At 69.8% G+C, this 23,802-nt stretch carries 23 protein-coding genes and 1 pseudogene; 15 read left to right on the top strand and 9 right to left on the bottom strand.

Features of this window, described 5'->3' with window-relative positions:
- Nucleotides 1–29 precede the first annotated feature (29 nt).
- The 6 genes from KUM32_RS02450 to KUM32_RS02430 all read right to left on the bottom strand — a co-directional run bounded on the left by KUM32_RS02450 (nucleotide 30) and on the right by KUM32_RS02430 (nucleotide 3,419).
- Nucleotides 30–656, bottom strand: a complete 627-nt coding sequence (locus KUM32_RS02450) for a TetR/AcrR family transcriptional regulator (protein ID WP_217140078.1) — start codon at nucleotides 654–656, stop codon at nucleotides 30–32.
- A 312-nt stretch (nucleotides 657–968) separates the two neighbouring features.
- Complete coding sequence (locus KUM32_RS44880) at nucleotides 969–1,391, bottom strand: SpoIIE family protein phosphatase (protein WP_308408576.1); 423 nt, start codon at nucleotides 1,389–1,391, stop codon at nucleotides 969–971.
- A complete protein-coding gene (locus KUM32_RS44875; RefSeq protein ID WP_308408575.1) occupies nucleotides 1,280–1,813 on the bottom strand; it encodes a PP2C family protein-serine/threonine phosphatase in 534 nt (177 codons plus the stop codon). The genes KUM32_RS44880 and KUM32_RS44875 overlap by 112 nt, the downstream gene beginning before the upstream one ends.
- Nucleotides 1,810–2,823 carry a hypothetical protein gene (locus KUM32_RS44870; protein ID WP_308408574.1) on the bottom strand — a complete coding sequence of 338 codons (1,014 nt, stop codon included), beginning with the start codon at nucleotides 2,821–2,823 and terminating at the stop codon, nucleotides 1,810–1,812. The genes KUM32_RS44875 and KUM32_RS44870 overlap by 4 nt, the downstream gene beginning before the upstream one ends.
- 48 nt (nucleotides 2,824–2,871) lie before the next feature.
- On the bottom strand, nucleotides 2,872–3,297 hold the full coding sequence (locus tag KUM32_RS02435) for an acyl-CoA dehydrogenase family protein (RefSeq protein WP_254404906.1): 426 nt from the start codon (nucleotides 3,295–3,297) through the stop codon (nucleotides 2,872–2,874).
- 29 nt (nucleotides 3,298–3,326) lie between these two features.
- Nucleotides 3,327–3,419 carry a hypothetical protein gene (locus KUM32_RS02430; RefSeq protein ID WP_374227476.1) on the bottom strand — a complete coding sequence of 31 codons (93 nt, stop codon included), beginning with the start codon at nucleotides 3,417–3,419 and terminating at the stop codon, nucleotides 3,327–3,329.
- A gap of 43 nt (nucleotides 3,420–3,462) precedes the next feature.
- On the opposite strand from KUM32_RS02430, the pseudogene KUM32_RS45175 reads away from it, so the two are divergent.
- A pseudogene (locus KUM32_RS45175) lies at nucleotides 3,463–3,672 on the top strand (hypothetical protein); the annotation flags it as partial.
- Between the two features lie 209 nt (nucleotides 3,673–3,881).
- On the opposite strand, the gene KUM32_RS02420 reads toward KUM32_RS45175, so the two are convergent.
- Nucleotides 3,882–5,270 carry an FAD-binding oxidoreductase gene (locus KUM32_RS02420; protein ID WP_217140077.1) on the bottom strand — a complete coding sequence of 463 codons (1,389 nt, stop codon included), beginning with the start codon at nucleotides 5,268–5,270 and terminating at the stop codon, nucleotides 3,882–3,884.
- Nucleotides 5,271–5,841: 571 nt separating this feature from the next.
- Between KUM32_RS02420 and KUM32_RS02415 the strand changes: the two genes are divergently transcribed.
- Nucleotides 5,842–7,191 (top strand): diacylglycerol kinase family protein, encoded by a 1,350-nt coding sequence (locus tag KUM32_RS02415; RefSeq protein ID WP_217140076.1) that lies wholly within the window; start codon nucleotides 5,842–5,844, stop codon nucleotides 7,189–7,191.
- Between the two features lie 289 nt (nucleotides 7,192–7,480).
- Nucleotides 7,481–8,077, top strand: coding sequence for a TetR/AcrR family transcriptional regulator (locus tag KUM32_RS02410; protein WP_217140075.1), 597 nt, complete (start codon nucleotides 7,481–7,483; stop codon nucleotides 8,075–8,077).
- Between the two features lie 77 nt (nucleotides 8,078–8,154).
- Here KUM32_RS02410 and KUM32_RS02405 read toward each other — a convergent pair whose 3' ends face one another.
- Entirely contained in the window at nucleotides 8,155–9,792 is a 1,638-nt protein-coding gene (locus KUM32_RS02405; protein WP_217140074.1) for a long-chain fatty acid--CoA ligase, read from the bottom strand.
- Nucleotides 9,793–10,079: 287 nt separating this feature from the next.
- Between KUM32_RS02405 and KUM32_RS02400 the strand changes: the two genes are divergently transcribed.
- The 9 genes from KUM32_RS02400 to KUM32_RS02360 all read left to right on the top strand — a co-directional run bounded on the left by KUM32_RS02400 (nucleotide 10,080) and on the right by KUM32_RS02360 (nucleotide 20,656).
- A complete protein-coding gene (locus KUM32_RS02400) occupies nucleotides 10,080–11,534 on the top strand; it encodes an NAD(P)/FAD-dependent oxidoreductase (protein ID WP_217140073.1) in 1,455 nt (484 codons plus the stop codon).
- A 166-nt stretch (nucleotides 11,535–11,700) separates the two neighbouring features.
- The gene (locus tag KUM32_RS02395; protein WP_217140072.1) at nucleotides 11,701–12,306 is read left to right on the top strand and encodes a hypothetical protein; all 606 of its coding nucleotides are present in this window, start codon (nucleotides 11,701–11,703) and stop codon (nucleotides 12,304–12,306) included.
- Nucleotides 12,299–13,666 carry a glutamine synthetase gene (locus KUM32_RS02390; protein WP_308408573.1) on the top strand — a complete coding sequence of 456 codons (1,368 nt, stop codon included), beginning with the start codon at nucleotides 12,299–12,301 and terminating at the stop codon, nucleotides 13,664–13,666. Before KUM32_RS02395 ends, KUM32_RS02390 begins: the two co-directional genes overlap by 8 nt.
- Entirely contained in the window at nucleotides 13,663–14,769 is a 1,107-nt protein-coding gene (locus KUM32_RS02385) for a Zn-dependent alcohol dehydrogenase (RefSeq protein ID WP_217140071.1), read from the top strand. The genes KUM32_RS02390 and KUM32_RS02385 overlap by 4 nt, the downstream gene beginning before the upstream one ends.
- Nucleotides 14,770–14,771: 2 nt before the next feature.
- Nucleotides 14,772–15,548, top strand: coding sequence for a gamma-glutamyl-gamma-aminobutyrate hydrolase family protein (locus KUM32_RS02380; RefSeq protein WP_217140070.1), 777 nt, complete (start codon nucleotides 14,772–14,774; stop codon nucleotides 15,546–15,548).
- 77 nt (nucleotides 15,549–15,625) lie between these two features.
- A complete protein-coding gene (locus KUM32_RS02375) occupies nucleotides 15,626–17,053 on the top strand; it encodes an aldehyde dehydrogenase family protein (RefSeq protein WP_217140143.1) in 1,428 nt (475 codons plus the stop codon).
- A 111-nt stretch (nucleotides 17,054–17,164) separates the two neighbouring features.
- Nucleotides 17,165–18,031, top strand: a complete 867-nt coding sequence (locus KUM32_RS02370) for a phytanoyl-CoA dioxygenase family protein (protein WP_217140069.1) — start codon at nucleotides 17,165–17,167, stop codon at nucleotides 18,029–18,031.
- Between the two features lie 215 nt (nucleotides 18,032–18,246).
- Entirely contained in the window at nucleotides 18,247–19,275 is a 1,029-nt protein-coding gene (locus tag KUM32_RS02365) for a dihydrodipicolinate reductase (protein ID WP_217140068.1), read from the top strand.
- A gap of 106 nt (nucleotides 19,276–19,381) precedes the next feature.
- A complete protein-coding gene (locus KUM32_RS02360) occupies nucleotides 19,382–20,656 on the top strand; it encodes an aspartate aminotransferase family protein (RefSeq protein WP_217140067.1) in 1,275 nt (424 codons plus the stop codon).
- Nucleotides 20,657–20,742: 86 nt separating this feature from the next.
- Here the strand turns inward: KUM32_RS02360 and KUM32_RS02355 are convergent, their stop codons facing one another.
- Complete coding sequence (locus tag KUM32_RS02355) at nucleotides 20,743–21,312, bottom strand: TetR/AcrR family transcriptional regulator (protein WP_217140066.1); 570 nt, start codon at nucleotides 21,310–21,312, stop codon at nucleotides 20,743–20,745.
- A gap of 133 nt (nucleotides 21,313–21,445) precedes the next feature.
- Between KUM32_RS02355 and KUM32_RS02350 the strand changes: the two genes are divergently transcribed.
- The 3 genes from KUM32_RS02350 to KUM32_RS02340 are packed head-to-tail and all read left to right on the top strand — an operon-like array spanning nucleotide 21,446 to nucleotide 23,801.
- Complete coding sequence (locus tag KUM32_RS02350) at nucleotides 21,446–22,639, top strand: acyl-CoA dehydrogenase family protein (RefSeq protein ID WP_217140065.1); 1,194 nt, start codon at nucleotides 21,446–21,448, stop codon at nucleotides 22,637–22,639.
- Nucleotides 22,636–23,034 carry a hypothetical protein gene (locus KUM32_RS02345; RefSeq protein WP_217140064.1) on the top strand — a complete coding sequence of 133 codons (399 nt, stop codon included), beginning with the start codon at nucleotides 22,636–22,638 and terminating at the stop codon, nucleotides 23,032–23,034. Before KUM32_RS02350 ends, KUM32_RS02345 begins: the two co-directional genes overlap by 4 nt.
- Nucleotides 23,031–23,801, top strand: a complete 771-nt coding sequence (locus tag KUM32_RS02340) for an SDR family NAD(P)-dependent oxidoreductase (RefSeq protein ID WP_217140063.1) — start codon at nucleotides 23,031–23,033, stop codon at nucleotides 23,799–23,801. The genes KUM32_RS02345 and KUM32_RS02340 overlap by 4 nt, the downstream gene beginning before the upstream one ends.
- The last annotated feature ends 1 nt before the right edge of the window (nucleotide 23,802 follow it).

The raw sequence follows: 23,802 nt of genomic DNA, 5'->3' as shown, positions 1-23,802 counted from the left end.
GGTGCGCCCACGAGCGTTTTCGCATCGTGTCAGGCCATCGATACGTCCGGGAGGCCGAGGTCCCCCCTGGCCAGGGCCACGGTCGCGGCCACGAGCGCCCTGAGGCCCGTCCGCTCGGTGGCCTCGTCCGGCAGGCACAGGAGGACCTGCATGGTGAGTCCGTCGAAGCCGGAGAGGAAGAACCGTGCCACCGTCTCCGGGGACTCGGCCAGTTCCTGCCCCGTCCTCTCCGCCGTCTCCGTGATCACCTGCGAGGTCACCTCTACGACCCGCCGGTAGTGGCTCTGCCGGGCCTCGTTGAGACCGGGCACGCGCAGGGCGAACATGGTCAGCTCGCTGAGCAGCTGATGGTGTGACGACGGCTCGCGCACGGTGCCCCACAGGGCGCCCGCCAGGGCGCTGAAGGTCTCTTCGAAGCCCGCTTCCTCCGGCGCCGCCCGCTGCACCTGCGCGACCAACTCGTCGGTGATCTGGTCCATGACCGCGCGGTACAGGTCCTCCTTCGTCCCGAAGGTGTAGTGGACGGTGGCCTGTGCGACACCCAGTTCCGCGGCGATGGCGCGGGTGCTCCCCGCGGCGACGCCCTCCCGGGTCATGAGGTCGATGGCCGCCTTGATCAGCTGGGGGCGGCGCTCAGCGGCGGAAACATGAGCCATGCGTCCACTATATCGACTTAGTCGATCGATCAAGTCGGCACGTACCGGGCGTTATGCTCCTTCGATGGCCGTCGCGCTGTCCGTGGGGAGGACCTGCTCGGCCCAGATGACCTTTCCCTCGCGACCGTGTCGCGTGCCCCAGCGTTCGGTGCACTGGGCCACGAGGAGCAGGCCGCGGCCGCCTTCGTCGAAGGTCCGGGCGCGGCGCAGATGCGGGGCGGTGCTGCTGGCGTCGGAGACCTCGCAGGTGAGCGGTCGACTGAAGGATCAGTCGTAGCTGGATGGGGCTCTTGCCGTAGCGGATCACGTTCGTCACCAGTTCGCTGACGACCAGCTCCGTGGTGAAGGAAAGATCTTCCAGCTCCCAGGACGCCAGGACGTCGGAGGCGAAGCGGCGGGCCCCGGACACGGCTGCCGGATCGGACGGGAGGTCCATCGTGGCGACGTGGTCCGGGTCGAGGGTGTGGGTCCGGGCGACGAGCAGGCGACGTCATCGGCGGGGCGGCCGGGCAGCAGTGCGGCCAGCAGCCAGTCGCAGATCTCCTCCAGCGAGTCCGGCGCCGAGGTGAGGACATCGTGCAGCGCGGCGAGTCCGAGGTCCATGTCACGCGTGCGGCCGGCGATCAGCCCATCGGTGTGCAGGACCAGCAGGCTGTTCTCCGGCAGCTCGAACTCGGTCGTCTCGAAAGGGAGCCCGCCCAGGCCGAGGGGCGGTCCGATCGGTACCTCCGGCAACCCGACCACCCTGGAGGTCCCGTGGCCTCGCCGACCGTCGAGGGGGTCGCCACGGTCGGTGGGACATGGCCGGCACTGGCGAGGGAGCACCGGCGGGAGACGGGGTCGTAGATCGCGTACAGGCAGGTGGCGCTGGTCTCGCCCTCGGCCGGCGACTCCTCGCGCTGCATGCGGATGACCACGTCGTCCAGATGGGTGAGGAGTTCATCGGGCATGAGGTCGATGTCGGCGAAGGCGCGGACGGCTGTACGGAGCCGGCCCATGGTGGCGGCGGCGCGCAGGCCGTGACCGACCACGTCGCCGACGACCAGCGCGACGCGGCCCCCGGACAAGGGGATGACGTCGTACCAGTCACCGCCCACGTCGGCGCGGGACCCGGCGGGCAGGTAACGCGAAGCCGTTTCGACGGCCGGCTCTTTCACCGTGTGCCGCGGCAGCAGGGTCCGCTGGAGGGTGAGCGCGGTGGAACGCTCATGGGTGTATCGGCGGGCGTTGTCGATGGACACCGCCGCCCTGGAGACGATCTCCTGCGCCAGCAGGAGATCGCCGTCGTCGAAAGGGACCGAGGTGCGATGGCGTACGAACTGCACCAGGCCAAGGGTGTCCCCGCGGGCGTGCAAGGGCACAGGAGAACGGAGTGGAGGCCGAGGTCGCGCAGTACTCGGCCGTGGGACTCCGACGGCGCCACCCACGCGGGCATCTCGATCCCCGTGATGTGGTGCAGGACGGATCGTCCGGTGGTCAGCGCGCGAACCGGTTCCGAGTCGTCGGGGTAGGCGTGGGCCTCACCGACGCGGAGCAGGCACTCCGGGCAGCCGTCGAGGACGGAGCGCTGGGCGACTCGGCGCTGCGTCAGAGCCTCCGGTGAGCCCGTGCCCGTTTCGTCGAGGGCGGAGTCGAAGAGGTCGACGGTGACGAGGCCGGCGAAGTCCTCGGTGCAGACCTCCGTCAGCTCCTCCGCGGTGCGGGTGACGTCGAGCGTGGTCCCGATCCGCTTGCTCGCCCTGTCGGTGAGGGCGAGCCGACGCTGCAGCAGTTGGTCGCGTTCTTCCTGGTAGGCGGCGACGACGTCTTCCGAGGAACGGTCCACGTAGTCGAAACCGATCGCGACCAGCCTCATCGCGGCCAGGTGGATCATGTGCCCCCGCCGGGCGTAGAGGCGACCTATGTCCAAGGCGGCCGGAGGAGCCTCCGGCGCGCTCGCACCGGGGTGGGCCTCCAGGAGGTCCAGAGGGGCGGTGACGTGCTGGGCGGTCTCCTCCAGGGGCAGGGCCGCGATCTCCGCGTCCTCCCACAGCTCGGGGAGTTCGCCGTTCAGGCGCTGGAGCAGCAGGCCGGCCAGCTTCTTCACCTCTGGCCTCAGGTGGCGTGCCAGCTCACCAAGGAACGCATCGACGTCGGTTCCCACAGTGGGAATGTACGGGAAAGCCATGACGTGTGCTCCTCGGGCAGCTGCGGCAGCTTCTGATCGACCCGGCTCTCAGAGACCGAGGCAGTCGCCCAGGTCGGCGTAGTCGACCTGCCACAGGCCGGGAGAGCCCGTGGGGTACTGGGAGTGGAAGCCGAGCATGCGCTGGACACGCGGCGAGAGCGTCTTGGCGAGCTCCCTGTCGACGAGCTCGTCGGGGGCCACGCAGTTGAGTGCGGCGGAACCGATCGGCGAGTAGCCGGCCTCCTGGAGGATCGGCGACCAGTGCTCGATGGGCAGGCCCTGCCCGCCGTACTCCTTCGGCACGAGCGGAGCGAAGACGCCTGCATCCTTAGCCGCGGCCTGCAGCCGGTCGCGAGTGGCCGGGTCGAGACGTCCGCTCGGTACGGGCTCCTCGTCGACGACGACCTCGCGGATGAACCGGCGCGTGCGCTCACGCAGCTCCGCGATCTCCGGCGGAAGGTGAGGGTAAGTCATTGCTGTCCTTCGTGAGGTGGGCGAGGTTGTTACGCGGTGCCGCCGGCGACCGTGAGGCCGCCGTCGACGGTGAGCACGCGGCCGGTGACCCAGGAGGATTCCTCCGAGGCCAGGAACGCCACGGCGGAGGCGATGTCGGACTCGGATAAAAGGTCTGGCCGCGGCCCGGAGATCCGTGTCAACGCCGTGGTGAAGACGCGGTTCGCCGAGGCCCTGTACGAGGGCAGGGAAGCCGAGGTGGCCGACGGCTACCCCCTGCGACGTCTGGGCGTGCCGCTCTCGTCCGTCAAGGTGGAGGACAATCCGACCCATGTGGCGGCGGCGCTCCTGGTGCTGGACATCGCGCCCGACATCGTGACGAGCACTCCGAGCTGAGCTCACACCATGCGACCGTGGCCGGGCTTCTGACCCGGGGAAGAGACCGGAAGCGCACGGGGGAGGGGAACAGGACCGCGTCCGCGCCCGGACGGCGCCTCAGGTCCCGTCGTCGCATGTGACGACCACATCGGGAGGGGTGCGAGGGCGACGGCTGCTTCGTGGGACTCGGCGGGGTCCTGTCGTTGCGGGCGCCGTGCCGTCACGGATCAGGCGCCACCCGAACCGGCCTTCAGGAGTCCCCGCCGCCTGCGACCACGGAGCGTCCGTCGCGCCAGCGTCTTGCTGCCGTTGAACATGTCGTTGAACCGGTCCAGCCCCCAGACGGCTCGGAGGACGAACGGCTGCATCAGCAGCGACATCGACGGCGGGTACTTCGAGGCGTCCGACCAGATCCCGGCGAGGTCCTCCGACATCTCACCGTCGACGATGTAGTCGGCGAGTTGATGGGCCACGTACGGCACCTGGCAGAGGCCGTGGCCGTTGCAGGCCATCGAGTAGAAGACGTTGTCGCCCACCTGACCGGCGATCGACAGCCAGTCCGGGCTGATGCCGATCCAACCGCCCCAGGCGCGCTCGATGGCCACGTCGGACAGGGACGGGAAGCGGTTGGCCAGGTCCTTCCCCATGTCCTGCACGACACGGGGGTCCGGCACCCGGTCCGGGAGCGGGTAGGTCTGGCCTCGCTGCGGCTGGCGGACCCCGCAGACGATGGTGTTGCGCTCGGTGAGCCGGTAGTGGGTCATCAACTGGTGCTGGGTGATGATGCCGGACCGACTGGTCCAGTCCAGCTCGGCGAGCCGCTCCGGCGCGATGGGTTCCGACTCGATCTCGATGACGTACAGCGGCGTCGCGAGGTTCTTGGGCGTGATGTCCCACTCGCCGCCGTAGACGCTGGTGGCGAGCACCACCTTGTTGGCCCGCACGGTGCCGTGCGGTGTCGTGAGCTCGACGGTGCCGCCTGTCCGCCGGACATCGCTCACCCGTGTCTGCTCGAAGACCTTGGCCGAGGAGGCGAGCAGCGCGCGACGCACACCGCGAGCGAGCTTGCCCGGGTTCAGCATCCCGCCGATGGACTCCCGCATACCGCCCACGAAGCCGACGGGCAGGCCGAGTTCCTCTCGGCTGCCCACAGTCCCGTTCCCACCGAAGGCGCGCAGGATCGCGGCCTGAGTGCGCACCCTGAGCATCATGACGGGGGAGACCGCACCCCACACCAGGCCGTTCGCCACGTAGTCGCAGTCGATGTCGTGCGTCTTCATGAGGCCTTCCACGTAGCGGCCCGCGTGCTCCGCCAGTTTGGTCATGATCGGCATCTTCTTCGGGGACTGGAGGCTGAGCATCCGCAGGTCGCCCCCCGGCGCCCCGGCGATCTGACCGCCGTTGCGCGAGGCTGAGCCGTAGCCGCAGAACTCGGCCTCCAGCAGGACCACGTCCTGGTCGCGCTCCGCGAGGCGCAACGCAGCCGCCATGCCACCCATGCCGCCGCCGATGACGGCGATGTCACAGGTGAGGTCGCCGTCCAGTGCGGGCCGCACGTCGTCCGGCCGGTCGATCCAGCCGGTGAAGTTGGTGTATTTCGTACCGTCGGTCCTCATACTGTCCTGATCTCCTTTCGAGGGGGTTTCTGTCCTGCCTCATGCTTCGCCTCGAGGCGTGCTCGGCAGCACACCCCACGTCCTCGTTCCGGTTCCCGTTTCCGTTCAGCGGATCAACCGGGACAGGCGTCCCCTCGGCCGGACGTGTGAAGAGGGCGAGCAGAGGATTCCGTCTTCTGTGTCTCCCTCTCCGCCCTGAGAGGTCGTGGCCCCGACCTCGTACGGCCGGACCGAGGCCGCTGGGACGACACGTCCACGACACCGTGCTCAGTGCGACTGGACTTTGCCTGTGGCGGTTACCTCGTACCTCACTGTCGCCAGCCACGGCCGCGATGAGAAGGACACCCGGCACCTGCTTTCCCGGCGGACAGTGCACGGTGCACACGCCGGTGGCAGGCGGCCGGGTCCGGAGGAAAGGCCGCCGCAGGCAGGGCCGCTATCCTTGTGGGCCGTCGCCCCCGGTCGTCTCAGCCTCGTGGCACTGCCCGGATGCCCTCCCACGCGTGGGTGGGCAGGCTGTACGGACTGGCCGGGGCCTGGATCGTGGTCGGGCGGGCAGGGAGAGGAAGCCATGGGCGGGACGCGTGGGACGGGCTCCGACGGTGGCGGGGCCGCGCGGCTGTGCGCGCGTCTGGCCGTGCTCGCGGCGATCGGATCGCTGGTCGTGCTCGTCCTGGCCGTCGGGGAAGCCGGTCTGGTGGTGCTTGCGGCCGGGTTCCTGGGGGTTGCCGTCTGTGCCGTGGGCCTGTGGTGGTTCGTCGCGCACCGTGGAGTCGTGCGACTGGCCGGCGCGCTCCTGGCCGCCGGGGCGCCCGCAGCTGTCCTGGTGCTCTTCGCGTACGACGGACTGTGGCTGACCGCGCTGGTCCTGATCCTGTGCTGGGCCGTGACGCTGGCGTGCGCGCGGGCGGCGTTGCGGAGGTCGAGCCCGGAGCGTGCGATGCCGGCGGTGCCCGCGGTACGGCCCCGGCGGCCTGTTCTGATCATGAACCCGAAGTCGGGCGGAGGCAAGGTCGGTCGCTTCGGCCTGGTCGAGCGCGCCCGGGAACTGGGCGCGCAGGTGATCCTGCTCGACCCGTCGGCCCCGGCCGACGTGGCGGCACTCGCCCGGCAGGCCGTGGCCGACGGCGCGGACCTGCTGGGCGTCGCGGGCGGCGACGGCACCCAGGCTCTGGCCGCCGGGGTCGCCGCCGAGCACGGTCTGCCCTTCCTCGTGGTCTGCGCGGGCACCCGCAACCACTTCGCCATGGACCTCGGGCTCGACCGAGCCGACCCCTCACGCTGTCTCGACGCGCTGACCGACGGCGAGGAGCTGCGGATCGACCTCGGGGACGTGTCCGGCCGCCCCTTCGTCAACACCGTGTCCTTCGGGGTCTACGCCGACGTCGTACAGCGGCCCGAATACCGGGACGACAAGACGGGCACCGCGTTCGACGCCATGCCGGACCTGCTGCTCGGAGACGGCGTGCGACGGCTCGCCGCGCGCATCGACGGCACGCCGCTCTCGTCGCAGCAGGCCCTGCTCGTCAGCAACAACCCGTACACCTCACCCGACGGACTCAGCGGCGCCGGTCGCCGGCCCCGGCTCGACGAGAACCGGCTGGGAGTGCTCGGGATCCGCGTGGAGGACGCGGCGGAGGCCGCCGGCCTCGCCGTCCGGGGCTCGCAGTCACCCGCCCTCACCGTGCTGAGCGCCACGCGGGTCGAGGTGACCGCCGCCGACGCCGAAGAGATCCCCGTCGCGGTGGACGGGGAGGCACTGCGCATGCCCACCCCGGTGATCTGCACCCTGCGGCCGGGCGCGCTGCGCGTCCTCGTGCCGCGTGACCGCCCGGGGGTGGCGGACATCCCGCCGCCCGTCACCTGGCAGCGCGTCATGGAGCTGGCGTTCGGCCGCACGGAACGGGCCGCGCCGCAGTGAGCCGGGCAACTGCCCCGCGATGTCAGGACAGGTGGCGCTCGGGACGCCGGCCGGCGGCGAGCGCGGTCATCGCCGTGGGCACCACCACACTCCTTTTCTGACGCGACGACGGTCACGGACGTGTGCGTCCTCGCGATGCTCGCGTACCCGTTTCCCGAGCGCGTGCCCCTGCGTCGGACGTGATCACCGCCGGGGGCTCTGACCGCGCACTTTCGCCCCAACCGGTGGCAGGAGGGCCGTGATAGCGTTCAAGTAGTACAGATGACTGAGTCAATTCCGGGAGGGCTGGATGGCGTACGTGTCAGCTGATACGCGGCGGGAACAGCTGATCGAGGCGGCTGTACGCGTGATCGCTCGCGAGGGCGCCGACAGGGCCACCACCCGGAAGATCGCCGAAGAGGCGAAGGCGCCCCTCGCCTCCCTCCACTACTGTTTCCAGAACAAGGAAAACCTCCTGCTCGCCGTCTTCACCCAGCTCTCCGGAGAGATGCCCATCGAGGCCGATCCGCCCGAGGACGAGGACGCGAGCCTGGGGCGGATCATGGAGCGGCGCATGACGTCGGCCATGCAGTGGACCGTGGAGAACCCCCTCCGCGCGCGGGCCATGATCGAGGTCACCCTGTGGGCCGAGCGCTACGACCCCGAGCTTTCCGTCAGCTTCTACGAGGGCTTCTTCAAGTCGTCCGAGTCCGACCTGCGCAGGGCCGACACCTCACTCCCGGACGACGAGCTGCACTCCGTGATGAGGGTCGGGATGGCCGTCGTCGACGGCCTCTCGCTGCAGATGCTCACGAACGGGGACAAGGAACGCGCGCTGCGGGACACGGCGACCGCCTGCGCGATGCTCAAGGCCTTCCTGGACGAAAGCGAGCGCAACACCGTCTGACGGCGCGGCGTTTCCGGACACGGGAGCGGCCGCGGAAACAGCACCGTCAAGAGCGCGACCGCCGGGCGATCGCCGCCCTAGTCCAGCGGTACGAAGGAGAGCTGGCCGTCGGCGTACTGCCGGCGGAGGACCTTCTTGTCGATCTTCCCCACGCTGGTCCTGGGGATCTCCGCGACGACGGCCCAGCGTTCCGGGAGCTGCCACTTGGCCCAGTTCCCGGCCAGATGTTCTCTCAGGGCCGCGACATCGGCCGACTCGCCCGGTCTCCACACGACGGCGGCACAGGGGCGTTCGTCCCAGCGCTCGTCGGGGACGCCGAACACGGCCGCCTCGGCGACGGAGGGGTGCGCCATGATGTCGTTCTCCATGTCGATGGAGGAGATCCATTCGCCGCCGGACTTGATCACGTCCTTCGCGCGGTCGACGAGGGTGAGGAACCCGTCGGGGCTGATCCGGCCGACGTCACCGGTGCGCAGCCATCCGTCGTCGAACGCTCCGGCTTCGACCGGTTCATCGCTCGGGCTGTAGTAGGACCCCGTGATCCAGGGGCCCCTCACCTCCAGCTCTCCGAGCGACTCGCCGTCGTGGGGCACGGGAGCGCCGTCGTCGCCCTTGAGGCGGAACTCCACCAGCGGCGCGAACCTGCCCTGGCTCATCCTGTAGCGCCACAGGTCTTCCCCCGTCGCGTCGGCGGGCGGGTGGGCGACCGTGCCCACGGACGACGTCTCGGTCATCCCCCAGGCGTGGACGACCTTGACCCGGTGCTCCTCCTCGAAGGTCTTCATCAGCGTGGGCGGCATGGCCGAGCCGCCCACGAAGACCTCGCGAAGGTGGGTGATGTCCTGCGGGTGGGCGGCGAGCCGGGCGGCGAGCCCCGTCCAGATGGCCGGCACGGCGGCGGCGTGGGTCGGCCGCTCCGCCTTCATCATGGCGAGCAGCGGCTCGGGTTGCAGAAAGCGGTCGGGCATGAGGAGCGACGCCCCGGAGAGCATGGACGTGAACGGCAGACTCCACGCGTTGACATGGAACATCGGCACGATCGCCAGGCACCTGTCGCGTGTCGACAGCCCCATCGCGGCCGGAGTGGTCAGGTGCATCGCGTGCAGGAAGAGCGAACGGTGGGAGTACACAACGCCCTTGGGATCCCCGGTCGTGCCCGAGGTGTAGCACATCGCCGCGGCTGAGCGCTCGTCGAGCACCGGGAAGTCATACACGTCGGGCTGAGCCGCGAGGAGCGCCTCGTAGCCGTGCACCTCGACCCCGCGGGGCGCACGGAGGCCGGCCGCGTCACCGTTCACGACGATCACGTGGCGCACGGTGCGGAGCCGGGGAAGCAGGTCCTCGAAAGCGGACGTGAGCGACCCGTCCACGAACACCACACGGTCCTCGGCGTGGTTGGCGACGAACACGAGCTGTTCCGGGGAGAGACGGATGTTCAGGGCGTGAAGGACCGCACCCATGGCGGGGACCGTCGCGTAGGCCTCCATGTGCTCGGTGTTGTTCCACATGAACGTGGCCACCCGGTCGGCCCCGCCGACCCCGAGGCCGCGCAGAGCGTTCGCCAACCGCGCCGCGCGTGCGCCGAGTTCACCGAACGTACGGTGGCGCGCCGCCGAACCCGTCCAGGTCGTGACGGTCGCGTCGGCGTGCACGGAGGCCGCGTGGCGCAGCAGTTTGGCGAGTGACAGCGGCCCGTCCTGCATCGTGCTCAGCATTCCTTGCTCCTTGGCTGGGAGGTCACCGTGTCGGCGACGAGAGGTGCGCAGCAGCTGGACCTTCCCGGCCACGGAGGAAGAGGAGGAAGAGATCGACGCGGCTGGGGTTGACGCTGGCCCAAATGTGAGCGAATGATTTGGACAACAGATCCAGTCATGTGACTCTACTCAACTTTGCGAGGCCGTCGCAATGCCCTGTCGAAGGGCGGCCGGGGTGCCCGGCCATGTGCTGCGGAGCTGGCCCGACGTGCTGAAACGCATCGTGTGATCAAGGTTGGAAGTGACTTATGGACCGCACCATCGAGCACGTCGACGTAGTGATCGTCGGAGCCGGTCTCTCAGGTATCGCGGCGGCGGTCGAGCTGAAGGCGAAGCATCCCGGACGGTCATTCGTGATGCTTGAGGCGCGCGCCGACATCGGGGGCACGTGGGGCCTGTTCCGGTACCCCGGGATCCGGTCCGACAGCGACATGTTCACGTTGGGGTACGGCTTCAAGCCGTGGACCGCCGAGAAGTCGATCGCCTCCGGCGAGGCCATCCTCGACTACCTGAACGAGGCCGCCGACGAATACGGCCTGAGACGGCACATCCGCCTCGAACACCGGGTCATCGGCGCCGACTGGTCGCATGACGACCGCTCCTGGACCCTGGAGGTCGCGGGCCCCACCGGTCGTACGTCCGTTTCCTGCTCCTTCCTCTACATGGCCGCGGGCTACTACGACCACGACCGTGGCCATGTGCCGCAGTTCCCGGGTCAGGAGACGTTCCGCGGACTGATCGTCCATCCGCAGGAGTGGCCGGCCGAATTGGACTGCACCGGAAAGCGCGTCAGTGTCATCGGTTCCGGCGCCACCGCGATCACCCTCGTTCCGGCCCTCGCGCAGACCGCGTCGAAGGTCACGATGGTGCAGCGGTCGCCTTCCTACGTGGCCATCGACTCCGATGTCGACGAGCAGGCCAACCGGCTGCGCGCGGACGTGGGGAGCCAGGAGGCGTTCCAGCGGATCCGGCTGCGCAACCTCCAGGACCAGCAGGCGAGGTACCAGTTCGCCCGCATGGACCCCGAGGCCTTCAAGAAGCCCCTCTTCGACGACATCGAGCAGATCGTCGGCCGCGACTGCCGGGAGAAGCACTTCACCCCGGCCTATGAGCCCTGGGACCAGCGCCTGTGCCTGGTGCCCAACGGGGACCTCTTCCACGCCATCCGGGACGGCAGGGCCGAGGTGGTGACGGGGCACATCGAGACCTTCACCGAGGACGGCCTTCGCATGACCTCCGGCGAGGAGGTGCCGGCCGACGTGATCGTGACCGCGACCGGCCTGCAACTCGTCACCCTGGGGAAGATCCGGTTCAGCATCGACGGCGAGCCGGTCGACTTCTCGAAGACCTTCACCTACAAGGGGGTCGCGTTCAGCGGGGTCCCGAACCTCCTGATGGCCTTCGGCTACCTCAACTCCTCCTGGACGCTCCGCCTCGAGCTGGTCAATCGGTTCTGGAGCTCGTTGCTCAGCAGGATGGACGAGCTGGGGGCCACGGTCGTGACGCCCGTGCTGCGCGACGAGGACCGGGGCATGGAGAGAAGGCCCTGGCTCGAGGACGTCTCCTCGGGCTATCTCGTGCGCCACATGGACGAGATGCCGGCCCAGGGCGACCGGGAGCCGTGGGTCAATCCCCAGGTCCACGAGCGATTGAAGAATCTGCTGAGCGCCCCTTTCGAAGACGGTGTTCTGCGCTTCGCATAGCGCCGCTGAATGCGCCTTTTCCATGCGGCCATGTGGTTGACACCCACGCTTTACCAGCACTACCTTCAGCTCAGATGACTAAGTCATCTGAGCCAGTCATGTGGGCGTAATTTCGTGAACGTCGCCGGCCCCCGTGTCCAGCCGTGAATGATTGAGGTGAGTGCCCATGAGTGGCGCTGTGAGAATAGAGACCGAGGCGGATCCGACTCCGCTCGTCCTCTCGCTGGCGAGGGTCCTGCGCGAGAGTGCGGACATTCCCGAACTCCGTGATCTGCTTTCGGGCCTGACCGGCACCGTGGCCCTGCGATCGGGGCTCGACTCCCAGGCCGCGACCCTGGCCTTCGCGGACGGTGGCGTGCACGTGCGCCACGGCGTGGACGAGGGACTCGAAGCGATCCCCCTCGTGCCCTTCTCCGAGTACGCGCTCGCTGCCACCCCCGGCCCGCTCGCCTCGGCGGTCGAGCAGCTTCTGAACCCGCCGCTCCCCGCGTGGCGTGACGCCGCGTCGTCCTTCTGGGCGGCGAACCAGGGCTCGGAGGGGTTCCCCGAGGGGCTGCGGGTGGTCTGCCAGACAGAGGGGCAGGAGGTCCGCTTCGGCAAGGACTCGGGGGCGTACGAGGTGCACGGTCCAGCAGAGGCGCTGTCGACGGTGTTCAGCGGTCGCGGTGATTCCTTTGCGTTCGGCCTCGCGCTCGGCGTCACGGTCGTCGGCGGGGTGGGGCAACTGTCGGCGATGTGCGGCGCGCACTGGAAGGTGAGATTCGGTGGCTGAAACAACCAGGGACGAGCTCGACCGCTGGCTGAGTGAACACGGCATCACTTCGGTCGAGATCCAGGCGACCAACCTCGACGGCGTATTCGTCGGAAAGACCCTGTCGCGGGAGAAATTCCTGAACGGCGTCGAGCAGGGATTCGCCTTTGCGGACGTCGTGTTCGGCAACGATCTGGACAGTGTCCCGGCGGTCGGAATGGCCTTTCCTTCCTGGCGCGGCGAAATGGAGGATATCTTCCTTCGCCCCGATCTCGGCACGATCTGCGTGTGGAAGCCGGGCAAGGCGGCCGTCATCGGCGACTTCTGGACCCAGGACGGCACCCCGGTCTCCTGCTGTCCACGCAACCTGCTGCGCCGCGTCGCGGCCGACGCCCGGGAACTCGGTTTCACGGTCGACACCGCCGTCGAGATCGAGGCGACCGTCTTCGAGGAGCCGATACGCGAAGCCCGCGCCAAGGGCTACGAGAACCTCACCCCGCTCGGCGGCACCAGCGGCAGCGCCTATGTGCTCGCCAAGGACGCGGAATGGCGCGCGTACCTGGAGCGGGTGGAGGAGCGGCTGCGGGACATCGGCATCGGCTGGGAGGCCTGGAACGACGAGGCCGCCGCGGGCCAGGTCGAGGTCAACGTCGCGCTGGGCGACGTCGTCGCGGTCGCGGACCGGTGGGCCCGGTGCCGCCAGGTGATGCGCGAGGTGGCCCACGAGCTCGGGCGGACCGTGACGTTCATGGCCAAGTGGTCGGACGCCTGGGGCCAGGCGTCGCACCTGAACATCTCCCTGGGGACACAGGACGGCAACGCCTTCTACAGTCCCGACGGCGCCTCCGCGGTCATGCGCCGGTTCATCGGCGGCCTGATGCCGGCGATGGCGGGCACGACGTCGATCGCCCTTCCCTTCATCACCTCCTATCGCCGGCTCGTCCCCGCCGAGGGGCCGCCCACGACCGTCACGTGGGGAGTCGGCAACAAGACGACCGCGGTGCGCGCCGTCGTGGGCCACCCGAAGCAGTCCCGGGTCGAGTACCGCGTGCCCGGTTCGGACGCCAACATGTACCTGGTCAGCGCGGCCGTCCTCGGCGCCGGCCTCTTCGGGGTCCGCAACGAACTCGAACCGCCCGCCCCCTTCACCGGCATGGCCTGGTTCCTCCCCGACGGGGAGACGATTCCGGCGAGCATCAGCCAGGCCACCGCCGCACTGGAGGCCGACAAGATCCTCCCCGAGGCGCTCGGCCAGGAGTTCATCGACTACTGGCTCGGCACGCGCCGTTGGGAGTGGATGTCCTTCCACACCATGGGCGGGGGCGACCCGGACTGCGGGATCACGCCCTGGGAGCGCAACCGATACTTCGAGCTGGCATGAGCACCCGGATCGCAGCCGCCGTCCTGAACACGGCGCCGGGCTCCCTCGAGATCGAAGAGCTCGTGATCGACGATCCCGGACCGGACGAGGTCCTGGTGAAGGTGGCGTACGCCGGTCTGTGCCACTCGGACCTGCACGAGATCGACGGGACCTTCGAGTCGCAGCCGCCGATCGTCCTCGGCCACGAGGCGGTCGGCCGGGTCGTGGCCGTCGGACCGGGCGTCTCGGAGTTCGCTCCGGGGGACACGGTGGTGACGTGTCTGTCCGTGCACTGCGGCACCTGCGCGTACTGCGTGACCGGGCGACAGACCCTGTGCGTGAACCGCGCACGGCTCCAACAGGAGCGGCACCGGCCGCGGTTGACCAAGCCCGGCGGCCGGCCGGTGCGGCCGACCGCCGGCATCGGAGCCTTCGCGGAGATGGCCCTCGTCCACAAGAACGCCCTGGTCGCCGTCCCGGACGACATCCGCCCGGAGACGGCGAGCGTGCTCGGCTGCGCCGTCACCACGGGCATGGGCGCCGTCCTGCACAGCGCCTCGGTGCACACCGGGCAGACCGTCGCCGTGATCGGCCTCGGCGGGATCGGCTTCGCCGCCGTCCAAGCCGCGCGACTGGCCGGCGCGGCGCAGATCATCGGGATCGACGTCGTTCCCGGCAAGCTGGACCGGGCCGTCCGGTTCGGCGCGACCCACGTCGTCGACGCGAGGGAAGGCGACCCGGTCGCGGCGGTACGGGAGCTCACCGGCACCGGCGTGCACCACGCGTTCGAGGCGGTCGGCTCGGGCGCCACGGCCGGGCAGGCGTTCGCCATGCTCCGGCCGGGCGGCACCGCCACCGTGATGGGCATGATCCCCGACTCGCAGCCGGTACAGATCCGAGGGGCGGAGCTGTTCCTGGAGGAGAAGCGCATCCAGGGCTCGTTCATGGGCTCCAACCACTTCAAGGTCGACATCCCGCTGTACGCGCACTTCAACCGCGTGGGTCTGCTCCAGCTCGACGACCTCGTCACCGCCCGGTGCGACCTGGCCACCATCAACGACGGATTCAAGGCCTTGGCGTCCGGACAGGAGATTCGCGTCGTCGCCCGGGTCGGAGGGATGTGACCATGAAGCCGCTGATCGGAATAACGGGCCGCCGGCTGAGCCTGGGCATGGTGAAACGGACGTCCCGTCGCTTCCAGCACCAGTTCATCGACTCGCACTTCAGCGCGTTCGGCGACAACGTGGCCGCCGCGGGAGGGATCCCGGTCAACCTGCCCTTCCGGGCCGAGGCCGAAGCCGTCGTCGAACGCCTCGACGGACTCGTCGTCACCGGCGGGCAGGACGTCCACCCCTCCCGATGGGGAGGCAGCGCCCGGGTCGACCCCACGGCCGACCCGCGGTGGGACCACGATGTGCCGGACCTCGCACGAGACGAGTACGAGGCGGCCCTGATCACGGCCGCGCTCCGGGCGAACGTGCCGATCCTCGGCGTCTGCCGAGGCCACCAGCTGCTCAACGTCGTGCTCGGCGGCACCCTCGTCGAACACCTGGAAGAGGGCCGGATCGTCCACGCTTCCCAGAACCACGCACCGGACGACGGCGAGGCCGAGCACACCGTCAGCTTCACGCCGGGAACCCTCGCCCACACGCTCTACGGGCCCCAGCGCGTCGTCAACTCCTGGCACCACCAGGCCGTCGACCGCCTGGGCCGAGGACTCAGCGTCATGGGCACCACCGCGGACGGCGTCGTCGAGGCCATCAAGCTCGACGACAGCCCGGTGGTGGGGGTGCAGTGGCACCCCGAGTGGATGGCCTCGCCGGACCCCCTCTTCGACTGGCTCGTCGCCGTATCGGCGACGAGCGCCCCCAGCCCCGCACTGAAGGGAGGCGCGACGTGGTGAACACGGAACGGACGGGCACCGCGCGGTCGCTGGACGACTGGCTCGCGCTCAAGAGCCGGCTGAGCCTGCCCCGCGGCATGTGGGTCGACGGCGAATGGACCGCATCGCGGACGGGCCGGACGGCCGAGGTCATCAGTCCACGCGACGGACTGTCCTTCGCGGAGGTCCCCAGCGCGGACAGCGACGACGTGGACCGGGCCGTCCAAGGTGCCAAGGAGGCGTTCTCGTCCCGGGTCTGGGCGGGCCTCGAGCCGCGCGAACGCGGAGCCGTGCTGATCCGCTGGGCCGACCTGCTCGACCAGCACCGCGACGAACTGGCCCTGCTGGTCGCCCTGGAGATGGGCAAGCCGGTCACGGTGGCCTGGTCCGTCGAACTGCGCACCGCCATCAACACGGTCCGCTGGTACGGAGAACTCGCGGACAAGCTGATGGACGAGTCCCCGAGGGGCCGCAACAACTCCGTCGCCCTGGTGACACGGGAGCCGCTGGGAGTGGTCGGCGCGATCACGCCGTGGAACTTCCCGATGACGCTGTCGATGTTCAAGATCCCCGCCGCCCTGGTCTCGGGGAACAGCGTCGTCGTCAAGCCCGCCACACAGACGCCCCTCTCCCTCCTGCGCGCGGCGGAGCTCTCTGCCGAGGCGGGCCTGCCCGCCGGCGTGCTCCAGGTGCTCACCGGCAGCGGCGCGACGGTCGGCTCGGCGCTGGCACTGCACGACGACGTCGCCACGGTCACCTTCACCGGCTCCACCGAGGTCGGAAAGCAACTGCTGACCTACGCCGGGCAGTCCAACGCGAAACCGGTCTGGCTGGAACTGGGAGGCAAGTCCCCCAACCTCGTGTTCCCCGACGCACCGGACCTCGACGAGGCGGCGCGGATGGCCGCCTGGGCGGTCTCCTTCAACAGCGGGCAGATGTGCACGGCCGGTTCGCGGCTGCTCGTCCACGAGGACATCCACGACGACCTGGTCGCCAGGGTCGTGGACCATCTCGGCCGGCACAGGATCGGCGACCCGCTGGACCCGCAGACCACGATGGGGCCGCTGGCGTACGAGCGGCACCGTGACGACGTCCTGGACGAGGTGCGCAAGGGCATCGCCGAGGGGGCCCGGCCCGTCCTCGGGTCGGACCGGAAGAGGACCGACGGCCTGTACGTGGACCCGGTGGTCTTCGTGGACGTGGATCAGGACAGCCGCCTCGCCCAGCACGAGATCTTCGGCCCCGTCCTGGCGGTCACGACGTTCCGCGACGACGCGGAGGCCGTCGCGATCGCCAACAACTCCGACTTCGGGCTCGGATCCGCGATCTGGACCGGTGACCTCGCCCGGGCCCACCGGCTGTCACGGGAGATCCAGGCCGGCCTGGTCTGGGTCAACTGCTACGAGGAGGGCGACAGCTCGGTGCCGTTCGGCGGCCGGAAACTCTCCGGCCACGGGGCGGACCGGAGCCTCCACGGCCTGGAGAAGTTCACGACCTTGAAGACGACCTGGATCGAACTGGCCTGACCCGGCGCGCAGTCGGTGCGCGCCGATGTCCAGCCGGCGAGGAAAGCCGGAACGCCCGCGGTGGACCGAGTGGTCGGACAACCGGGGTTCGAGTTGAGGGAGAGGAATCACATGACAGCACAGAAGAAGGCCCAGGCCCTGACGTCGGTGGCGGCCGACACGTCGGCCGAGGAGATCCTGAAGATCGTGGCCCGCGACGGCGGCGTCATCATCAAGGGCCTCCTGACGCAGGAGCAGATCGTCCGCTTCAACGCCGAGATCAACCCGCCCATGCAGGCGCTCCGCCCGGGCTCGACCCACGAGAACGAGCTCGTGGCCGAGTTCCACGGCAGCAACACCAAGCGGCTCACGAACCTGGTCACGCACAGCCCCACGTTCCGCAACGAGATCGTCGACCACCCCCTGGTCCACGAGATCAGCGACCGGGTCTTCCTCGAGGAGTCGGGCACGTACTGGATGACCACCGCACAGGTCATCGAGATCGGCCCCGGCAACAAGGCGCAGATGCTCCACCGTGACCTGGAGAACTGGTTCCCGTTCATCGGCATGGGACCCAAGGGCCCGGAGGTCACCATCAACTTCCTGGTCGCCCTGACCGACTTCACCGAGGAGAACGGCGCCACCCGCGTCATCCTCGGAAGCAACCACTGGAGCGACTTCGAGGACCGGGGCACTCCGGAACAGACCATCCCCGCCGTCATGAACGCCGGAGACGCCCTGTTCATCAGCGGCAAGACCGCGCACGGCGGCGGGGCGAACCAGACCGACGACCAGTACCGGCGGGCTGTGGCCTTCACGTTCAACGCGGGCTATCTCACCGGCGAGGAGGCATACCCGTTCCTGGTCGACATGGAGATCGCCAGGCAGCTGTCGCCGCGCGTCCAGCGTGTGCTCGGCTTCCGTTCCCAGTACCCCACGGGCTCGCCCGGTCTGTGGCAGGTCGACTACGCCGACCTGGGCGACTACCTCAAGCTCTGAGAACCGGCCGGTCGCTCCCGCGGCCTGGCGTTCGGATCATGCCGACGTCGCGGGGCCCGGCCGCTGACGCCTGAGGTCGAGACGTCCCGCGGAATGCCTTGTACGGGCCTTCCGCGGGACGCCCACGAGGTCTGCCCCTTGTCCCTGCTCGTTGATCGACGAGGCACCGGAGACGGCGCCCGTTGTCCCCTGTGTGCCGAAGGAGGCACTCGAACATGACCGAGGCAACCAGTGTGGTCGTCGTCGGACTCGGCGCCACAGGCATCGCCATCGCCGAGTCCCTGGTGAGCCGACGCGACTGCGAACTGCTGGGCGCACTGGACATCGGGGTGGACAAGGCCGGGGTGCCCCTCGCCGACCTCGTCGCCGGCGCGCCGCGCGTCCCCGTGGTCTCCTCCGTCGCGCAGCTGCCGCCCGCGGACGTGGCTGTCGTGGCCACATCGTCCTGGATCGACGCGATCGAACCGACCCTCGCCGCCCTGATCACGCGTGGGACGAACGTCGTGTCGATCTGCGAGGAGTTACGCGATCCGACCCGGAGCCACGCTCAGACGGTGGCCCGCCTGGACCGGCTGGCGCGCGAACACGGTGTCTCCGTGCTCGGCACCGGCTGCAACCCGGGGATGTTGATGGACACACTGCCGCTGGTCCTCAGCGGCCTCACCCTCGGCGTGGAACGGGTGTCCGTGCGGCGCACGGCGGACATGAGCCGATACGGCGCAATCCTGAAGAACTTCGGTCTCGGCCTCACCCCGGCCGAGTTCGACACCGAGCGCGCAGCGGACCGTGTCATGGGGCACGTCGGCTTCGCGCAGAGCATCGGCGCCCTGGCCCGAGGACTGGAGTGGGAGCTCGACGCGATCGAGGTGGACTCCGTCGAGCGAGACCTGATCGCGAAGACGGAACGCAAGGGGCGGCACACCGTCATCGCCGCGGGAACCGTGGCGAGCGTCCTGCACCGGGCACGAGGACTGGTGCGGGGCGAGCCCGTCATCGAACTGGCCACCCGCTTCGGCATCTTCGCCCCGGACGACCCCGTCGAACGCGGCGACGGACTCCTCGTCGTCGGCCGTGAGCAGACGATCGAAGTCGCAGTGCCCGGCGGGTTCGAGAGCTTCCTGTCCACCGTTGCCATGGCTTCGAACGCCGTGACCGCGGTCGTCGATGCGATGCCCGGTTTCCGCACCGTCGAGGACCTGCCGGTGGGCGCCCTGGCCAGCAAAGGCGCGCGCGCCGCGGCCTGAGACCCGTCATGCGGCGCCCGGTGGCACTGGGCGCCGAATCACCACCGGAACAGCGGTGCCCTTCCTGGGCGGCCGGTTCCGGTGACCGAGAAGGGAGGAACGTCGGATGGGCCTGGAGTCATCGCGTATCGCTTTCGAGCGAGCCCGGCGCAGTGTAGGGGGAGGGGTGGGCTCCGGCCTGCGCGCGGCGATGCGACCACATCCTCTCTTCGTGAGCAAATCGCTGGGAGCCCATGTCTGGGACCTGGACGGCGATCGCTACATCGACTACGTCATGGCGTGGGGCCCCCTCGTCCTGGGACACGGTGATCCCCGCGTGGTGGACGCCGTACGCGACGTGGCCACGCGCATGCAGGTCGTCGGCACCAGCCACGTCCTCGAGTACACGGCGGCCGAGGCCGTGCTGGAGGCAGTGCCGCACGGCGAGCGCCTGCTCTGGAGCAACACCGGGACCGAGGCGGTCCAGGTCGCGTTGCGGCTGGCGCGGGCGGCCACGGGGCGCCGGCGGATCGTGAAGTTCGCCAAGAGCTACCACGGCTGGCACGACACGGTGTACGCGGGCCTGAGCGACACCGACGTGGGCGGGATCGCCGCGCCGGCCGGCAGGGGGCAGAGTCCGAGCGTGCTCGACGACCTGGTGGTGGCGCGGTTCAACGACGTGGAGATGATCGACCGCATCCTCGCGGAGGCCGTCGAGCGGGACATCGCCGCGGTGCTCGTCGACCCGATCATGAGCAACGCCGGAGTCGAATCGCCCGCGCCGGACTTCCTGCAGACCTTGCGTTCCCGCTGTGACCAGCAGGGCGTGGTGCTCATCTACGACGAGGTGATCGCCGGCTTCCGGATCGCCCGCGGCGGCGCGGCCGAGTTCTTCGGGGTGCGGCCCGACCTGTCCGTCTTCGGCAAGGCCATGGCCGGCGGCTTCACCCAGAGCGCCGTCGTCGGTCGAGCGGACCTGATCGACCAGGTCACGGACGGCGTGGTGCACGCCGGCACGTTCAACGGAAACCCCATCGCGCTGGCCGCCGTCCAGGCGACCATGGGCGTGCTCGCGGATCCCGCCGTCTACCGGACGCTGGAGAGCGTCTCCGCCCGGTTCGAGCTCGTGATCGGGGACCTGCTGGCTTCCGCCCCCCGGGCCGCCCGCCTCAAGCGAGTCGGTTCCCTGCTCCAGTTCGACCAGGACAGCGATGCCACCAGCCTGCACGGCGCCGGCGGTCTCTGGCCGCGGATTCTCGACGGGATGCTCGCGAGCGGCGTGATGTTAATGCCCTCCGGCAAGATCTTCCTCAGCACCGCCCATGGTCAGAGGGACATCGACGCCACCGCCGACGCCCTCGAGAAGGTCCTGGGCCGACTGGGAGAGGGCGCACGCGGCTGAACGGCCGTACGGCCCCGGGGCCTGCTTCGCGCTCGGCGGGTGACGGCCTCGAGACGCTGCCGTACGCGAGGAGGTCCCGGTCCGCCTCAGTCCTTGGCGCCGACGAGGCGCAGGGCGAACTCGCCGTACTCCCACACCACGGCATCCTCCGTGATCTCGCCGTCCTCGCGGAACCAGACGGCGACGCCCATGCCGAGGTCGAGGACCGCGTACGAGGCCAGGCGGGCCGAGGTCACCCGGAAGCGGCCGGCGGCCACACCGGAGTCGATCAGGGCGCGGAAGCCTGCCTCGTACCGGGCGCGCATGGCCAGGACTTCGCTGAGGTGCGGCTCTTCGAGGCTGCGGATCTCGCGGTTGCCGACGAAGGCCTCGAGACGGTGACGGGCGTGGTAGCGCACATGGGCCTCGGTGGCTCTGCGCAGGCGCTCGGTGGGGTCGGTGGTCGTGGCGACGGCCTCGTGGTGCAGGTCGATCAGGGCCTGCATGGTGCCGGTCATGATCTGTGCGAGCACGTCCTGCTTGGACGCCACGTGCTTGTACAGGCTGGGGCCGCGGATGCCGACGGCCGCGCCGATGTCGGCCATGGTCGTCGATTCGTATCCGCGGCCGGTGAACAGCTCCAGCGCGGCGGCACGGATGTCGTCGGTCCGGGACACGGGCCCGCCTTCTGTTGTCTCGACTGTTTCGACCCTCGCCAAAGATGGCTAACGAAGAGTAGCAGATGACCCTTGTTGAGGGGCCGTGCTGCACCTAGAGTTGGCTAACAAGCATTAGCCAACTGGAGGATGCATGGCCATCGACCTTGCCCCCGAGCCCGGCGTGGCGGACCTGGCGCACCGCACGGCGCGGTTCGTCAGCGAGGTGGTGATTCCTGTCGAGGAGGAGCACCGCGGTGTCGTCCGCTCGGATGCGGTGCGGACACAGCTGCAGACCGCGGCCAAGGAGGCAGGCGTCTTCGCCCCTCACGTGGCCCCGGAATCCGGCGGCCACGGCCTTGACATGCGTGGGCGCGCGCCGGTCTTCGAGGAGGCCGGCTACTCGCTGCTCGGACCGTTGGCGTTGAACATCGCGGCGCCGGACGAAGGCAACATGCACATGCTGGAGGCCATCGCGACCCCGGAGCAGAAGGAGCGTTATCTGCGCCCGCTCGCCACCGGAGCGGTCCGCTCGTGCTTCGCCATGACCGAGCCGGCGCCCGGTGCGGGTTCCGACCCCAGCGCGCTGTCGACCCGAGCCGAGCGGGTCCCGGGCGGCTGGCGGATCCACGGCCACAAGTGGTTCATCACCGGGGCCGACGGCGCCGGGTTCGCCATCGTCATGGCACGCACCAGCGGCGAGGCGGGAGACCGGGGCGGCGCGACGATGTTCCTGGTCGACGCCGACAACCCGGGCATGAAAACCGTCCGGCACATCGAGACCCTCGACGAGAGCCTGTTCGGCGGCCACATCGAGCTGGTCTTCGACGACTGCTTCGTGCCCGACGACGCGGTGCTCGGCGCCGTGGACGAGGGGTTCACCTACGCCCAGGTACGGCTCGGTCCGGCCCGTATGACGCATTGCATGCGCTGGCTCGGCATCGCTCGCCGCGCGCAGGACATCGCTGTGGCGCGCGCTGCGGACCGGCGGCTGTTCGGGTCGCGGCTGGCCGATCTCGGCATGGTCCAGCAGATGATCGCGGACAACGAGATCGACATCGCCGCCTCGCGAGGGCTGATCACCCAGGCGTGCTGGGAGCTCGACGAGGGCCGCTCGGCGGCGCAGTCCACGGCGATCGCCAAGACCTTCTGCGCCGAGGCCATTCACCGCGTGGTGGACCGCTCGCTGCAGATCTGCGGTTCGCTCGGAGTCTCCGGAGACGTGCTGCTCGGGCGGTTCCTGCGTGAGGTCCGCCCGTTCCGGATCTATGACGGGCCGTCGGAGACGCACCGCTGGGCCATCGCCCGCCGTACGGTACGGCGCCACGAGCGGACGGCCGGCCGGTGAGCACCCTCGGCGGACTGGCCCTGGGGGCGCTCCCACGGTTCTTCGCCGTGTACGTCCCCGGCTTCCGCGGCGATCCGCTCGCCGGCCTCGGCCCGCGCCCGGTCCACGCCGACCCGGCCTTCGCGCCGGTGCTCGCGGGCCGGGCCGCCTCGACCGGCCCACGCCCGCCCGTCCCCGCCGACCCGGCCGAGGGCTACGCCGCCGCGAACGGTCGCGGCCTGGGCGGCCTCGGCCGCTCCAGCGTCCTCGGCTGCTTCAGGATCGCGGTGATCGCCGAAGGCATCCACGCCCGCCACCGCCAAGACCTGTCCCCCGGCTCCAGGCCCGAGACCGTGGGCGACGCGCCCGCGCCCCTGGCCGCGGCCGGACAGCACGTACTCAGGAGGAACCCGTGACCACCCCCGTCCTCGACCTGTTCCGCCTGGACGGCAGAGCGGCCGTCATCACCGGCGCCAGCTCCGGACTCGGCGCGGGCTTCGCCGTCGCGCTGGCCCAGGCGGGCGCCGACCTGGTGCTCGCCGCGCGCCGCACCGACAAGCTGGAGGCCGTCGCCGAACAGGTACGGGCGACAGGAAGGCGTGCGGTCACCGTCGCCACCGACGTCACCGACCCCGAGCAGTGCGAGGTGATGGTCGGGGCCGGCCTCGATGAGTTCGGCAGGATCGACGTACTGGTCAACAACGCGGGCGTCGGCACGGCCGTCCCCGCGTTGCGCGAGCGTCCGGAGGACTTCCGCAAGGTCATCGACCTCAATCTCAACGGCGCCTACTGGTCGGCCCAGGCCTGTGCGAGGGTCATGAAGCCCGGCTCCAGCATCGTCAACGTCGCCAGCACCCTGGGATTCATCACGTCCTATGCCCCGCAAGCCGCGTACTCGGCCAGCAAAGCCGGACTGATGGGCCTGACCCGGGACCTGTCCGCGCAGTGGGCGGGCCGTCTGGGCATCCGGGTCAACGCCGTGGCGCCCGGCTACTTCGCCAGCGAGATGACAGCCGCCGTGCCCGAGGACCTGCTGAAGGGCTTCATCACGGAACGCAGCCCTCTGGGCAGGCTGGGCCGGCAGCACGAATTGGACGCGGCGGTCCTCTTCCTGGCGTCACCGGCCTCGTCGTACATCACCGGAAGCACGCTCGCCGTCGACGGCGGCATGTCCGGCCACTGAA

The organism is Streptomyces sp. AC627_RSS907, from assembly GCF_019049165.1.
The sequence above is the reverse complement of the archived record's forward strand: the minus strand, read 5'-3'. Positions and strand labels throughout refer to the sequence as shown.